Annotated in this window: 13 protein-coding genes; 9 read left to right on the top strand and 4 right to left on the bottom strand. The window is 44.4% G+C overall.

Going from position 1 to position 13,478, the window contains the following annotated elements; all coding sequences use genetic code 11:
- The first annotated feature begins 166 nt into the window (after window positions 1-166).
- Window positions 167-2,287: an anaerobic ribonucleoside-triphosphate reductase gene (gene nrdD, locus UF05_RS14255; protein ID WP_020842161.1), complete on the top strand. Its 2,121-nt coding sequence runs from the start codon at window positions 167-169 to the stop codon at window positions 2,285-2,287.
- Window positions 2,288-2,371: 84 nt separating this feature from the next.
- Window positions 2,372-2,842 carry an anaerobic ribonucleoside-triphosphate reductase-activating protein gene (gene nrdG, locus UF05_RS14260; protein WP_045545396.1) on the top strand — a complete coding sequence of 157 codons (471 nt, stop codon included), beginning with the start codon at window positions 2,372-2,374 and terminating at the stop codon, window positions 2,840-2,842.
- Window positions 2,843-2,926: 84 nt separating this feature from the next.
- Here nrdG and UF05_RS14265 read toward each other — a convergent pair whose 3' ends face one another.
- A complete protein-coding gene (locus UF05_RS14265) occupies window positions 2,927-4,312 on the bottom strand; it encodes an MATE family efflux transporter (RefSeq protein WP_045545397.1) in 1,386 nt (461 codons plus the stop codon).
- Between the two features lie 158 nt (window positions 4,313-4,470).
- Between UF05_RS14265 and UF05_RS14270 the strand changes: the two genes are divergently transcribed.
- The 3 genes from UF05_RS14270 (at window position 4,471) to UF05_RS14280 (ending at window position 7,360) form a co-directional block, all read left to right on the top strand.
- Window positions 4,471-5,328: an AraC family transcriptional regulator gene (locus UF05_RS14270; protein WP_045545398.1), complete on the top strand. Its 858-nt coding sequence runs from the start codon at window positions 4,471-4,473 to the stop codon at window positions 5,326-5,328.
- Between the two features lie 155 nt (window positions 5,329-5,483).
- Window positions 5,484-6,671 (top strand): amino acid aminotransferase, encoded by a 1,188-nt coding sequence (locus tag UF05_RS14275; protein ID WP_005460937.1) that lies wholly within the window; start codon window positions 5,484-5,486, stop codon window positions 6,669-6,671.
- Window positions 6,672-6,682: 11 nt separating this feature from the next.
- Entirely contained in the window at window positions 6,683-7,360 is a 678-nt protein-coding gene (locus UF05_RS14280) for an ATP-dependent zinc protease family protein (protein WP_005498901.1), read from the top strand.
- A 77-nt stretch (window positions 7,361-7,437) separates the two neighbouring features.
- On the opposite strand, the gene UF05_RS14285 is transcribed toward UF05_RS14280, so the two are convergent.
- Together UF05_RS14285 and UF05_RS14290 are read right to left on the bottom strand one after the other, a co-directional pair.
- On the bottom strand, window positions 7,438-7,974 hold the full coding sequence (locus tag UF05_RS14285; protein ID WP_005460944.1) for a hypothetical protein: 537 nt from the start codon (window positions 7,972-7,974) through the stop codon (window positions 7,438-7,440).
- A 155-nt stretch (window positions 7,975-8,129) separates the two neighbouring features.
- Window positions 8,130-8,501 (bottom strand): YgiW/YdeI family stress tolerance OB fold protein, encoded by a 372-nt coding sequence (locus tag UF05_RS14290; RefSeq protein WP_020842156.1) that lies wholly within the window; start codon window positions 8,499-8,501, stop codon window positions 8,130-8,132.
- Between the two features lie 161 nt (window positions 8,502-8,662).
- Here UF05_RS14290 and UF05_RS14295 point away from each other — a divergent pair, with 161 nt between their 5' ends.
- The 4 genes from UF05_RS14295 (at window position 8,663) to modC (ending at window position 12,815) form a co-directional block, all read left to right on the top strand.
- Entirely contained in the window at window positions 8,663-10,114 is a 1,452-nt protein-coding gene (locus tag UF05_RS14295; RefSeq protein WP_025587111.1) for a cobyric acid synthase, read from the top strand.
- Between the two features lie 125 nt (window positions 10,115-10,239).
- Complete coding sequence (modA, locus tag UF05_RS14300) at window positions 10,240-10,995, top strand: molybdate ABC transporter substrate-binding protein (protein ID WP_025505836.1); 756 nt, start codon at window positions 10,240-10,242, stop codon at window positions 10,993-10,995.
- 27 nt (window positions 10,996-11,022) lie between these two features.
- Window positions 11,023-11,712 carry a molybdate ABC transporter permease subunit gene (modB, locus tag UF05_RS14305; RefSeq protein ID WP_045545399.1) on the top strand — a complete coding sequence of 230 codons (690 nt, stop codon included), beginning with the start codon at window positions 11,023-11,025 and terminating at the stop codon, window positions 11,710-11,712.
- Window positions 11,709-12,815, top strand: coding sequence for a molybdenum ABC transporter ATP-binding protein ModC (gene modC, locus UF05_RS14310; protein ID WP_045545400.1), 1,107 nt, complete (start codon window positions 11,709-11,711; stop codon window positions 12,813-12,815). The genes modB and modC overlap by 4 nt, the downstream gene beginning before the upstream one ends.
- 74 nt (window positions 12,816-12,889) lie before the next feature.
- Here the strand turns inward: modC and UF05_RS14315 are convergent, their stop codons facing one another.
- Window positions 12,890-13,327 carry a DUF3069 domain-containing protein gene (locus UF05_RS14315; RefSeq protein ID WP_005461031.1) on the bottom strand — a complete coding sequence of 146 codons (438 nt, stop codon included), beginning with the start codon at window positions 13,325-13,327 and terminating at the stop codon, window positions 12,890-12,892.
- Between the last annotated feature and the right edge of the window lie 151 nt (window positions 13,328-13,478).

The raw sequence follows: 13,478 nt of genomic DNA on the forward strand, positions 1-13,478 counted from the left end.
GATTTGTTCTTGTCCGCTAGCCGATCTTTATTGATCAAAATCAATGTTTTCAAGTGGTGCTTTTCGTTAAATACGCCACAATATATTGTGTTAGCAGAATAAAAAATAACCCCATATAGTGTGTTTGTGGATAACTCTGTGAGTATGCTGGGGTAAGGAGAAGAAAGTGAAACCAATCGTAATCAAGCGTGACGGCTCAAGAGCTCCGTTCAACAGGGATCGTATCCAAGCAGCAGTTGAAGCGGCAGCGGAAAACAAAGATAAAGATGTCGCCATTTATGCTCTTAATGTCGCTCTTGCTGTCGAGTTACAGCTAAAAGATCACGATGAAGTTCACATCCATGAGATTCAAGACTTAGTCGAGAATGAACTCATGCAAGGTCCTTACAAAGCTCTAGCACGTTCTTACATTGAATATCGCCATGATCGCGACATCGCGCGTGAAAAGCAAAGTGCACTAACTCGTGAAATTGAAGGCTTGATTGAAGAAAGTAACCTTGATTTGATCAACGAAAACGCGAACAAAGACGGCAAAGTTATCCCAACTCAGCGTGACCTTTTAGCGGGTATCGTGGCGAAGCACTACGCGAAAACGCACATCCTGCCTCGAGATGTGGTTCAAGCACACGAAGTGGGTGACATTCACTACCACGATCTGGATTACGCGCCATTCTTCCCGATGTTTAACTGTATGCTTATCGATTTGAAAGGCATGCTAACGCACGGCTTCAAAATGGGTAATGCAGAAATCGACACGCCTAAATCGATTTCAACTGCGACTGCCGTAACGGCGCAAATTATTGCGCAAGTAGCTAGCCATATTTATGGCGGTACGACAATCAACCGTATCGACGAAGTGCTTGCTCCGTACGTTATGACAAGCTATGAGAAGCACCTAGAGATCGCGAAAGAGTGGAACATTGCCGAGCCAGAAGAGTTCGCTAAAGCGCGCACCGAGAAAGAGTGTTACGACGCATTCCAATCGCTAGAGTACGAAGTAAATACACTGCACACGGCAAACGGTCAAACGCCATTCGTTACGTTTGGTTTTGGTCTTGGTACAAGCTGGGCGTCTCGTCTTATTCAGCAATCGATTTTGAAAAACCGTATCGCTGGTCTTGGCAAAAACCGTAAAACCGCCGTATTCCCTAAATTGGTGTTCGGTATTAAAGACGGTCTAAACCACAAGGCAGAAGATCCAAACTACGACATTAAGAAACTTGCACTTGAGTGTGCTTCAAAACGTATGTACCCAGACATTCTTAACTACGACAAAGTCGTGGAAGTAACGGGTTCATTCAAAACACCTATGGGTTGTCGTAGCTTCCTAGGTACTTACGAAGAGGATGGCGAACTTATCCATGAAGGTCGTAACAACCTTGGTGTAGTTAGCTTGAACTTGCCACGTATCGCACTTCGCGCAAAAGGCAGCGAAGCGAAGTTCTATGAACTTCTTGATGATCGTCTACGTCTTGCTCGTAAAGCACTGGAAACGCGTATTTCTCGTCTAGAGAACGTAAAAGCGCGCGTTGCACCAATTCTATATATGGAAGGTGCATGTGGTGTGCGCTTGAAAGCGGACGATTCGATTGCAGAAATCTTCAAAAACGGCCGTGCGTCAATTTCTCTAGGCTACATTGGCGTGCATGAAACTATCAACGCGTTGTTTGGTACTGAAGCGCACGTTTACGATGATGCCGTATTGCGTGAAAAAGCGGTCGCGATCATCAAACATCTAAAAGATGCGGTGAACCAATGGGCTGACGAAACTGGCTATGGCTTTAGCTTGTACGCAACACCAAGTGAAAACCTATGTAGTCGTTTCTGCCGCATCGACACCAAAGAGTTTGGTTTGATTGAAGGCGTAACAGACAAAGGTTACTACACCAACAGCTTCCACTTGGATGTTGAGAAGAAGGTTAACCCTTACGACAAGATCGACTTCGAGATGCCTTACCCAGAAATCTCAAGCGGTGGCTTCATCTGTTACGGTGAGTTCCCGAACATGCAACGTAACGTAGAAGCGCTAGAAAACGTGTGGGACTACAGTTACACCCGCGTTCCTTACTACGGAACCAACACTCCGATTGATGAGTGTTACGAATGTGGTTACACCGGTGAGTTTGAATGTACAAGCAAAGGCTTTACTTGCCCAAGCTGTGGCAACCACGATTCAACCAAAGTATCGGTGACACGTCGCGTATGTGGCTACTTGGGCAGCCCAGATGCACGTCCGTTTAACTTCGGCAAACAAGAAGAAGTTAAACGTCGAGTGAAACACCTATAAGGTTAATTACCACTCGATTCAACACTTTGAAAATCAACCTGCTTTAGGTTGATTTTCTTTTTCGCGACAACAAAGAGACGCATTATGAACTACCACCAATATTATCCAATTGACGTTGTTAACGGACCGGGTACGCGCTGCACATTGTTTGTGTCGGGGTGCGTGCATCAGTGTCGTGGCTGTTATAACCAGTCGACGCAACGCTTGGATTCGGGGGTGTTGTTCACGCAAGAAGCGGAAGACAAGATCATCAATGACTTGAATGACACGCGCATTAAACGCCGTGGCTTGTCGTTGTCTGGAGGAGATCCGCTTCATCCTGCTAATGTACCTCATATTCTAAAGATCGTGAAAAGGGTGAGAGAAGAGTGTCCGGGCAAAGACATCTGGGTTTGGACAGGCTACACGCTGGCTGAACTGGATGACACGCAAAGAGAAGTGGTGCAATACATCGACGTTTTGATTGATGGTAAGTTTGAACAAGACAAGAAAGACCTCAATCTCGAATGGCGTGGCAGTTCAAACCAAATCATTCATCGCTTTACGGACATCTAACCAAGCATTCTCCAGACATAAAAAGGGCTCACGCGTACATAACGGGTAAGCCCTTTTGGTGTGAGTTTATTGAGTTAGTTTGAGTTACACTGTCATTACGTGGTCATCTTCAACCATATTGTTTATCCAACGTTTAGACTGAATACGATAAGTCGTCAGCACGCCTTTTACGAACTCTTCGGCTAGCAGCGACATCAAGACAAAATGCAAAGGCAGCCCAAGTACCATCCCAGTGTAATAGGTAAGGGGAATACCAATAGCCCACTGGCCGAACGTATCAATAAAAATACTGTAGCGAATATCTGCGCCGCTTTTAAGTACGCCGCCAATCCCCACCATGTTAAACACTCTCAAAATCATACCCAGCGCCATGACTAAGCATACGTTAAGTGCCATGTCTGCATCGGTTAATGGACTCAATACCAACAAGTGATGAATCAGAGGCGAGTTTAACCACACTAGGAAAAACAGCAAGGTAGCTAAGATTGCGCTGGTTAACACATACCACCACGCTGTTTTCTCGACCCGATCATAATGTTTTGCGCCAATATCATTCCCAAGAAGAACGGATGCAGCGACCGCAAAGCCCATAAAGGTTGAAATCAGTACACCTTCAATTGGCGACAAGAATGAGATGATCGCAAGTTCTGAAACGCCCAATTGACCATAGATGATGCTGTAAACGATCAGTCCACCAGTCCAGAGCGCATCGTGGACCAACATGGGTAGAGAAACCTTAAAGTATTTTTGACGATACTGCTTTAAACGGCCTTGTGCCCAATCGAATTTGGTCGGAATCAGGTGCGCATAACGTTTGCAGAAAAAGTAAATCAATACCGCAGTTTGGAAAAATCGAGAAACAAAAGTACCGACTGCTGCACCAAATACGCCCCATTGAGGAAATCCAAATAAACCGAAAATCAAAACGGAGTTCAGCACGACATTCACAACAATGGCGGAGATACTAACGTTGGTTGCCAGTTTGGTTTGGCCTACGGAGCGCAATACCGCTTCAATCGGTACCACTATCGCCGTTGCAATGAGACTAAAGCCCGTAACCACAAGATAGTCACGTGCATAAGTGACGTATTCAGGATCGTCTGACATGAAAGAGACGATCTCTTCATCAAAAATCGCATAAAGAACAATAAATGGCAGTGTCACTAAAATGGAAATACACCAAGACTGCGCCAACGTTCTGCGAATTCCCGCCATATTCCCTGAGCCGTAATATTGAGAAGCCAGCACCGTTACCGCACCACACAGGCCAAAAACGACCGCAAGGTTGAAGAAAAAGATGCGGTTTCCGACACCGACCGCAGCTGTTGCGGATTCGCCGAGTAGACTCACCATGAAAATATCCACGACGCCGAGCAACGCAAAAAGCATGGATTGCAGTGAAACAGGGAGGCCAATCGCAATCAGCTTTTGCCAAAATGCTTTATCGATGTATTCGCGTGTTAAGAGCATCGCATTTCTCCTTAAAGATTGATGCGAGTAGTTTATCCCCATGATTTCGCGTTGTATTTTTCAAAGGCATCCAAAACTTTTGCAAAACTCTCAACTAACACCCGCAAATAAATTTTGTCATTGTAAAAACGCGATGACTCACAGTACGAGCCACCGACATGGAAGAAAAGCAAGAGCGCTACACCATCTCAGAGAAAACCTATCAAGAGTTCATTGATCACACGCGAGTGCTTGCACTGGAAGAACGAGGCATTGTGCAGTGTGGGATCGCGACTTGCCGTGACTTCTTTTCCGTTTATCGCAAGAACCAGAAGAAACACATGCTGCTTTATACTGTGCGGGGTAAAGGTTGGTTAGAAAGTGGGGCGTGCCGTTATGAGCTTGAACCCGGATCGCTGGTGGTCGTGCCTGCGGGGATTGAAAATGGGTTTGGAATGGAATATGAAACGTGGCAAATCGCTTGGGTATTTCTTTCCCAACATAAAGAGTGGTCGATGGTGGGAGAAAACATCAGCTATCAACTAACACCTGCACCGGAAGTGATGTATTCATGTATTCAGACATTGCTTCGTAGCATAAATCTGTCCATTGATTACGGCAGTGCGGTCGGTGCTCACAGCGCAGCGCAACTGGAATTGATGCTGAATATGCCGTCTTCGGAATCTGTTTCTCGCAATCAGCTTAAACTTCGCCGCGTATTTGACCTCGTTCAGCGTCAATTACATAAAGACTGGAGCGTTGAGCAGTTAGCGGCACTCTATCCATGTTCGGAGCCCCATTTACATCGTTTAACGCAGCAACAATTTGGTCGAAGCCCGATGGCACACTTGATGCGCATGCGAATGGAGTATGCCGCGCGTTTACTTCGTTCAACAGAGTGGCCGATTCAACATATTGGTGAGATTGTCGGGTACCCAACCAGCGCAAACTTTAGTACGCGCTTCAAAGCGTGGTCGAGCATGACGCCAAGAGAGTTCAGACAAAATGGAAGAATAGAGCGAGATCCTGAGAAGTGATTCGTACTTTTTGTGAACGATTGGGCGCACAGAACCTCTTGGCTCTCAGAATATTCTCCTCTAATTGATGAAATAAGTGAAAAATCATTTCGCCATTTTTAACGATAGTGTTAACGTGAGGTTCGATACTTGAATTTCAAAGGGTTATGACTTTCATGTTTTCTAATCTACCAACTCCCGTATTAGATCCAATTTTATCTTTATCCGTTGCATACCGTAACGATGAACGTCCAAACAAGGTTGACCTTGGTATTGGCGTATACAAAAACAGCGCAGGCGAAACGCCGATCATGAAAGCCATTCAAATGGCTCAAGATGTCGTTGTTGAAACTCAAAAAACCAAATCTTACGTTGGTCTTGCTGGTTGTGAAGAATTCAACCAAAGCATGATTGATCTTCTACTGACGGGAACGTCAGCGATGGATCGTGTTGCTGCAATTCAAACGCCAGGAGCGAGTGGTGCACTGCGTATGCTGGGTGACCTAATGAAGGTCGCACAACCAGATACAACGGTTTGGATTTCGAATCCAAGCTATGTGAACCACAAGCCAGTAATGGAAGCTGCTGGGCTTAAAGTTAAGTTCTACCATTATTTCTCGCCAGAAACGAAACAAGTCGACACTGCAAAAATGCTGGATGATCTTGCTAAAGCAGGGCCGACAGATGTGGTTCTACTGCATGGTTGTTGTCACAACCCAACAGGCGCAGACATCGACTTTTCCGCATGGCAAGCTATTACAGAACTTTCTCAAAAGAACGGTTTTACGCCATTTGTTGATATCGCGTATCAAGGTTTTGGTGACGGCTTAGAAGCTGACGCAAAAGGTCTTCGTTACATGGCGGATAATGTCGAAGAGATGTTGATTACAACTTCTTGTTCTAAAAACTTTGGCTTGTACCGCGAACGTACTGGTGCTGCTATTGTTGTGGGTAAGAACACGCAAGACATCACTAACGCGAAAGGCAAATTGTTAACGTTGGCGCGCTCTACGTATACGATGCCACCCGACCATGGTGCTGCTTTAGTGAAAACCATTCTGCAAGATGCGAACCTGACTTCTGTCTGGAAGCAAGAGTTGAGCGAAATGCAACAACGTTTGGTCAGCCTTCGTCAAAGTTTGTGTAACGAATTGAGAAACAACCATAATACAGATCAATTTGACTTCATTGAGAGTCACAAAGGCATGTTTACTGTGCTAGGCTTTAGTGAAAACCAAATGGCGCAACTGCGTGAAGATTATGGCATTTATGGTGTTGGCGATGGTCGAATTAACATCGCTGGCTTAACCGAAACTCATATTCCATACGTAGCTGACGCAATTAAGAAAATATCTCAACCTTAATTGGAGTGTGGATGAATAACTGGAAACTGATTCTGCCGCTTATGATGAGCGGCAGTTTAATTGCTTGTACGTCAACTCAAACGACCACAGAGCCTGTTGAGCCAGAAACACCAAAAGTTGAACAACCGGTGACGGTTGAACCAGAAGTGAAGCCAGAGGTTGAACCTAAGCCTGAGGTGAAACCTAAACCGGAAACAAAGCCTGAAAAGAAACCAGAACCAAAAAAACCTGTGAAGGTGCAAAAAACACCTGATGGTATGCTGATTTTGGGTTCAGAAGAGTGGGTTTATGTGCCCGCGATTGACCAGACGTTTAAAGCGAGAGTCGATACCGGTGCAACAACGTCTTCAATCAGTGCGACGGAAATCGTGCCTTTTGAGCGTGATGGTAAAGATTGGGTTCAGTTTAAAATCGACATCAATGGTAAGACGAGCAAAGAGTTCAAAGTGCCTGTTGAGCGTTGGGCTAAGGTGAAGCAGTCATCTTCTGATGAAGTAGATAAACGCGCTGTTGTTGTCGCTTATATCCAAGTTGGCGATTACAAAGAGAAGACGGAGTTTACTCTAGCTGACCGCGATCACATGAAGTTTCCAATTCTCTTAGGCCGAAGCTTCTTCAGAGATATCGCAGTTGTGGATGTGTCTAAAAAGTACATTCAAGACAAACCAACAAAGTCGACCAAAAAATAAGAGTTTTAATACGACAAAGGCCTCCAAAACGGAGGCCTTTTTATCTTACAGAGAAATTAGATTGGCCTGAATCAACATTAGAACGCGAAACGGGCAGACATTACGATCTGCTGACCATAAACACCGTTGTTTTTGAAATCTGCGCCTAAAGATAGCTGTTGTGTCGAGTGGAATCGAGCACCAACGTTGTAAATCGTATTGGCGTTGTCGTTATCCATGATTTGACCAAGGCGCGCGTGAAGTTCTAAATTTTGCATAAACCAAATGCGAGTACCGATGTTGACCTCTGTGCGCCACTCATCGCCAACTTTATCGCTGCCGTGTTCTTTGATGTTATGTACCAACATCTGACCGTAAATATCAGCAAATTGACCAGCAGGGCCATTGAAACCAATACCACCAGCAACATCCCAGTCACCACTGAATTCACTGTCAGCGCGCGCAACAAAGTGGGTGTTTTCTGTAAAGTACGTAGTGAACTCGCCACCAAAAGTACCAGGGCTAGTGCCCATGCGAAATTCCATCATGTTGTAGTTGAAATTATTTGCATGTGCGGATAGTGGCAAAACAGCACACAAACCAATGGCTGCAACCTTTAGAGCTTTACCTAGCATGGCGTCTCCGGGCAAGATGATTAAAATGAACAAAAAAATGGTCTGCAAAAAGCAGACCAAGAATCGTAAAGCTATCATTTTAAGTGCTTGCCGTCATCTGTTAACAGACACAATTTCTTACATCATGCTGATATAAAGCGAAATTTGTGACTACCTTACATAATGACTAATTGCTCAACCTCGATTTCTGGCTTGTTGCCACCTTCGAACTCACCAAACAAGCGAACTTTGGTGGTTTGGTCAATCGGAGAATTTAGGCGAATGTCATCGTCTAACTCGACCATAACTTCACCGGTTCCATCGCTAAAAATGAACGTATCAGCACGAACTTGGCGGAGTAAATTACCTTCTACTACTACGTCTTTCTCTGTGAACATATTGGAATCTTTCAATAGCGTATCTAACTTTTCGACGGTAACTGGGCCGCCAAATTGCACGTTAGATGGGGTTTGATTGTGATCTTTTGCAAGTGCGATAGATGGGGCAATAGTCAATGCTGCAATTGTTGCGATAATTGTTTTTTTCATGATGTTTGATTCCTATGTGTGTTTGTTTTCGATGGTGCTATTAAAACAAACCGAGTTTGAACCAATGATGATTTCAACATTCATATTCCATTCATTTGCTTGAGTCAGGACTGACGATAACGTTATGATTGTTCATCTTCTTTTACTCCTTACAAATGTTCATGAAATCAGCAATTCCATCGTTAATGGTTCAAGGTACCACCTCGGATGCCGGAAAAAGTGTGCTTGTGGCAGGTTTATGCCGTGTATTAGCCAGAAAAGGGATAAATGTTGCCCCATTTAAGCCACAAAATATGGCGCTCAATAGTGCCGTAACCAAAGATGGCGGTGAAATTGGACGAGCTCAAGCGGTTCAAGCTCAGGCGTGTAATATTGAGCCAACTGTGCACATGAATCCGGTTTTGATTAAGCCAAATAGCGACACAGGTGCTCAGATCATTCTTCAAGGTAAAGCTTTGTCGAATATGGATGCCGCCAGTTTCCATGACTACAAAAAAGTGGCCATGAACACGGTGTTGGATTCGTTTTCTAAGCTGACTAAAGAGTTTGATTCGATCATGATCGAAGGTGCTGGTAGCCCAGCGGAAATCAACTTGAGAGAAGGCGATATCGCAAACATGGGGTTTGCGGAAGCAGCCGATGTGCCAGTGATCATTGTTGCGGATATTGATCGTGGCGGTGTGTTTGCGCATTTATACGGAACATTGGCGTTACTTTCTGAATCTGAACAGGCGAGAGTAAAAGGGTTTGTCATTAATCGCTTTCGTGGCGATATTCGTTTGCTGCAATCAGGTCTGGATTGGCTAGAAGAAAAAACGGGTAAGCCTGTTTTAGGCGTGTTGCCATATCTGCACGGCTTGAACCTAGAAGCCGAAGACGCCATTACTGCACAGCAGGAGTTGAACTCTGAAGTTAAGTTAAATGTGGTTGTTCCGGTGTTAACGCGCATTAGCAATCATACTGACTTTGATGTTTTACGCTTAAATCCCGACATTAATCTTCGCTATGTTGGGAAAGGTGAGAAGATCGATAAAGCCGATCTCATCATTTTACCGGGAACGAAATCAGTACGAGACGATTTGGCATATCTAAAAAGCCAAGGTTGGGATAAAGACATTCTGCGCCACATTCGTTTAGGTGGAAAAGTAATGGGCATTTGTGGTGGCTACCAGATGCTTGGTAAAACGATTGATGATCCAGACGGTGTAGAAGGTGAACCGGGTTCAAGCGAAGGTTTGGGACTATTGAATGTTCATACCGTGCTGACTGGTAGTAAACAGCTCACCAAGACTGAAGCTGTGCTCAATCTCAATAACCAAAAAGCGAAGGTGAAAGGTTATGAGATTCATGTTGGTAGAAGCCGGGTACTTGACGAACAACCGCTTGAACTCGACAACGGAGAATGTGACGGTGCCATTAGTGAATGTGGCCAAATTATGGGAACCTACTTGCACGGATTTTTTGACGAAGCGGAAGCGCTAAACCTCATTACTGAGTGGGTGAATGGCACTCAGGTCAAACAGCAAGATTTTGAAGCATTGAAAGAACAAGGTATTAACCGTATTGCGGATGCGATAGAACAACACATGAACCTTGACTTTCTGTTTAAATAACTCCTTAACCAAACGCTATCTTTAACCAAATTTTCTCTCGGCTCCTTATTAGAAAAACGGATCGGGCTGGGAACGCATTCATTTGGCTAGATAGAATTTTCGCTTGCCTTGTACGGAGTCACTTTATGAAAGCATGGAAAACGCATGCTTGCCTAGCGGCAATATTAAGCATTTCATTCTCAACAAATGCAGCAACGGATCTGAAAGTTTATGCTGCGTCTTCGATGACGAATGCGATTGACGAAATCGCTCAAGATTTTAAAGAAAAGTATGACGTAACAGTTACGCCTGTGTATGGCGGCTCGTCTTCGATCGCACGACAAATTATCAATGGTGCCCCAGCTGATGTGTTTATTTCTGCAAACACGAAATGGATGGACTACTTGGTTGATGAAGGTGTTATAGATGGTGACAATGTCACTAATTTAGTGCGCAATAGTCTCGTTCTTATTGCACCTCAAACGTCAAGCTTAGCCGTATTTAACTTCGCGGATGCAAAAGCTTGGGAAGCGGCGTTAAATGGCAGTCGCCTCGCATTGGGCAACCCTACGTCTGTGCCGGCAGGGATGTACGCGAAAGAATCACTGACTACACTGGGTGTATGGAAAGAGATTCAAACCAAAGTTGCACCAGCAAAAAATGTACGTCTTGCTTTGGCTTTAGTTGAGCGCGGAGAAGCTCCTTTAGGGGTGGTTTATAAGACCGATGCGCAGTTGACTAGCAAAGTGAAAATCGTTGGCGAGTTTGCGAGTGATACGCATGCGGCCATCGTTTATCCAGCGGCGGTAGTGAACGATTCAACGGAATCGAGACAATTCTTCCAGTATTTGAAATCGGAAGACGCGAAGCGAGTTTTTGCTCATTACGGTTTCCAACAATAATGCTGTTTTCAATAATAGGGACAAAGAGTGACAGAACTTGAATACCAAGCCCTAATGTTGAGCTTAAAAGTTGGCGCTTATGCGGTACTTTGGCTTATTCCTTTAGGTGTATTTCTTGCTTGGTTACTTTCTCGCAAAGAGTTCTTCGGCAAATCTATTTTAGATAGCTTGATTCATTTACCACTGGTGCTTCCACCAGTGGTGATTGGTTATTTGTTGTTGGTCTCGTTAGGGCGACAAGGCTTTTTAGGGCGTTGGCTCTATGAGCATTTAGGTTTGGTGTTTAGCTTTAATTGGAAAGGGGCAGTTGTCGCTTGTATTGTTGTCGCATTGCCTTTGATGGTTCGCTCTGTCCGGTTGAGCTTGGAGGGTGTGGATCCTAAGCTGGAACACGCGGCATCCACGTTGGGCGCATCGCCTTTAAAAGTCTTTTTAACCATTACTTTGCCTCTGACGATTCCTGGAATCATCACGGGCACTATGTTGTCGTTTGCCCGCAGTCTGGGTGAGTTTGGCGCAACCATCAGTTTTGTGTCCAATATTCCCGGGGAGACACAAACCATTCCCCTTGCTATGTACAATTTTATTGAAACACCGGGAGCGGAAATGGAAGCGGCACGCTTGTGTATCATTTCTATTGCTCTCGCTTTATCGACGTTGATGATTTCTGAGTGGTTGAATCGTAAAGCAGCGAGTAGATTGGGTGCGAAGCGATGACAATTAAAATTCAATTCAAACAAACGCTTGGCGAAACTAACTTTGATATCGATCTTTCGTTACCACGTAACGAGATAAGTGCATTATTTGGACGTTCTGGAGCTGGTAAAACCACATTAATCAATGTGATTAGTGGGTTGGTGACGCCAAAACAGGGCAGAATTGCAATTGGTGAGCACGTCTTGTTTGACAGTGAACAAGGGATCAATTTACCAACGCATAAACGTAAAATCGGGTATGTATTTCAGGATTCGCGTTTATTTCCTCATTACTCTGTACAGGGCAATCTTTTGTATGGGGTGAAGGAAAAAGATGATGCGTATTTTGATGCCGTTACGGACTTGCTCTCCATCAAACCTCTTTTAAAGCGTTTTCCAATCTCACTCTCTGGCGGTGAAAAGCAACGTGTCGCTATTGCTCGTGCACTGTTATCGAAGCCGGATTTGTTGTTGATGGATGAACCTCTCGCATCACTAGATATGCCCAGAAAGCGTGAAGTCATGCCATTTCTGGAAGAGTTGTCAGACAAGGTGAATATTCCCATTATCTATGTAACGCATAGCCTACAAGAGATTTTGAGGCTTGCTCAACATCTTGCGATTATAGATAAAGGACAAGTAACCACATCTGGCAAACTTGAAGAGGTTTGGGCTTCTCACGCAATGCGACCATGGCAATCATTCTCCGATCAAAGCAGTCTGTTTGAAGGAAAGATCGATGCACACCATTCGCAATATGCGCTGACTCGTGTGAAGCTCGCTCCAAGCGCGTCACTTTGGGTTCAAAAGATTGATGGTGAGCCCGACACGCCAATTCGTTTACAGGTGCGTGCAAATGATGTCTCGATTGCTTTAGAGCAGCCGAAAGCAACGTCAATCCGAAATGTATTGCCTGCCGAAGTTCATTCGATAGAAGCGTTTAACGCGGGAGATGATAAGCAAAGTATTAACGTCTCTTTGCAGTTAGATGATGGATGCTATTTGTGGGCGACTATTACGCCATGGGCGCTTGATGACTTGAACTTGAAAGTGGGTGACAAGGTTTATGCTCAGGTGAAAGGTGTGAGTGTCACGCAGAGAGACGTTGCGCTAGCACCGCATTAAACTTATAAAAGAATTGACTTATTACATGACCAAAAAAGGCCGCGATGCGGCCTTAATTATTTGTATTCTAGCAATTATTTTGCAAATACTTCTTTGAATTCACGCTTAAGAATTGGGTCGCGGCGTGCTTTCTTCAGTTGCTTAACCATGTCTTTAACACAGTTGTGAAGAACGTTATCAAGCAGTTGCGAACGGTACTCTTCTTTATCTTCATCTGTCATGTTTTCTGGCAGATTCAGAGTTGGGAACTCTTCCATTACATTAATACCAGCAAACGCTTGGCCTACTGATACTAGAGCATGGAACTGCTCGAAGTTATCTAGAATGTTTTGCGCGCTTGCAGGCATTTCGTCCCAAGACGCACGTACAGCTTCTTCAGACACTTCATGGATAGAGGTAACCATTTCGAACATTTGCTCTGGAACTTCGTCAAATTCGATAACTTTACGTAGTTCTGGAGAAATGGTTTCTAGATCAATTTTTTTGCTTTCGTTGTTAGTTGCTTCTGACATGGTGTGTCTCTCGTTACAAAAGGCGGGAATAGTAATACCAAATGCATCAAATAGCTACCATAAGAACCATTTGAATTCGTGACAAATCGACAAAAAATATAGCACTTAATTCTTAGCGTAATGCAACAAGTCTATGAGTATGGTATATGTT

The organism is Vibrio sp. S457-15 (assembly GCF_000960545.1).
GTDB classification, from domain to species: Bacteria; Pseudomonadota; Gammaproteobacteria; order Enterobacterales; family Vibrionaceae; genus Vibrio; species Vibrio parahaemolyticus.

Excerpts from the sequence above, each read along its gene's own strand:
- nrdG (WP_045545396.1), top strand. The coding sequence starts at position 2,372 with ATGAACTACCACCAATATTATCCAATTGACGTTGTTAACGGACCGGGT.
- UF05_RS14265 (WP_045545397.1), bottom strand. The coding sequence starts at position 4,312 with ATGCTCTTAACACGCGAATACATCGATAAAGCATTTTGGCAAAAGCTG.
- UF05_RS14270 (WP_045545398.1), top strand. The coding sequence starts at position 4,471 with ATGGAAGAAAAGCAAGAGCGCTACACCATCTCAGAGAAAACCTATCAA.
- UF05_RS14275 (WP_005460937.1), top strand. The coding sequence starts at position 5,484 with ATGTTTTCTAATCTACCAACTCCCGTATTAGATCCAATTTTATCTTTA.
- UF05_RS14280 (WP_005498901.1), top strand. The coding sequence starts at position 6,683 with ATGAATAACTGGAAACTGATTCTGCCGCTTATGATGAGCGGCAGTTTA.
- UF05_RS14285 (WP_005460944.1), bottom strand. The coding sequence starts at position 7,974 with ATGCTAGGTAAAGCTCTAAAGGTTGCAGCCATTGGTTTGTGTGCTGTT.
- UF05_RS14290 (WP_020842156.1), bottom strand. The coding sequence starts at position 8,501 with ATGAAAAAAACAATTATCGCAACAATTGCAGCATTGACTATTGCCCCA.
- UF05_RS14295 (WP_025587111.1), top strand. The coding sequence starts at position 8,663 with ATGAAATCAGCAATTCCATCGTTAATGGTTCAAGGTACCACCTCGGAT.
- modA (WP_025505836.1), top strand. The coding sequence starts at position 10,240 with ATGAAAGCATGGAAAACGCATGCTTGCCTAGCGGCAATATTAAGCATT.
- modC (WP_045545400.1), top strand. The coding sequence starts at position 11,709 with ATGACAATTAAAATTCAATTCAAACAAACGCTTGGCGAAACTAACTTT.
- UF05_RS14315 (WP_005461031.1), bottom strand. The coding sequence starts at position 13,327 with ATGTCAGAAGCAACTAACAACGAAAGCAAAAAAATTGATCTAGAAACC.